Source organism: Desulfocicer niacini (assembly GCF_054657595.1).
This window is the reverse complement of the sequence record NZ_BAAHYK010000192.1, coordinates 1-390: the sequence shown is the minus strand read 5'-3', so window position 1 is coordinate 390 and position 390 is coordinate 1. Positions and strand designations below refer to the sequence as shown.

The following is a 390-nucleotide window of genomic DNA, read 5'->3' as shown; positions in this document are numbered from 1 at the left end:
GTAGCCGTAGCGAAAGCGAGTCTGAACAGGGCGAATAAGTTGTATTGAGTAGACCCGAAACCAGGTGATCTATCCATGTCCAGGGTGAAGCGCGAGTAAAATCGCGTGGAGGCCCGAACCGTCACAGGTTAAAAACTGTTCGGATGAGGTGTGGATAGGGGTGAAAGGCCAAACAAACCTGGAGATAGCTGGTTCTCTCCGAAATATATTTAGGTATAGCCTCACAAGTTTCTTATCGGGGGTAGAGCACTGGATGGGCTAGGGGTCTCACCAGATTACCAAACCTAACCAAACTCCGAATACCGATCAAGTTAAATTGTGGGAGTCAGCCCGCGGGAGCTAAGTTTCGCGGACGAGAGGGAAACAACCCAGACCGCCAGCTAAGGTCCC

General features: G+C 51.0%; 1 rRNA gene. It reads left to right on the top strand.

What is annotated here, in order from left to right:
• Positions 1–390 (top strand): 23S ribosomal RNA (locus ACYQ2M_RS25340); the annotation flags it as partial.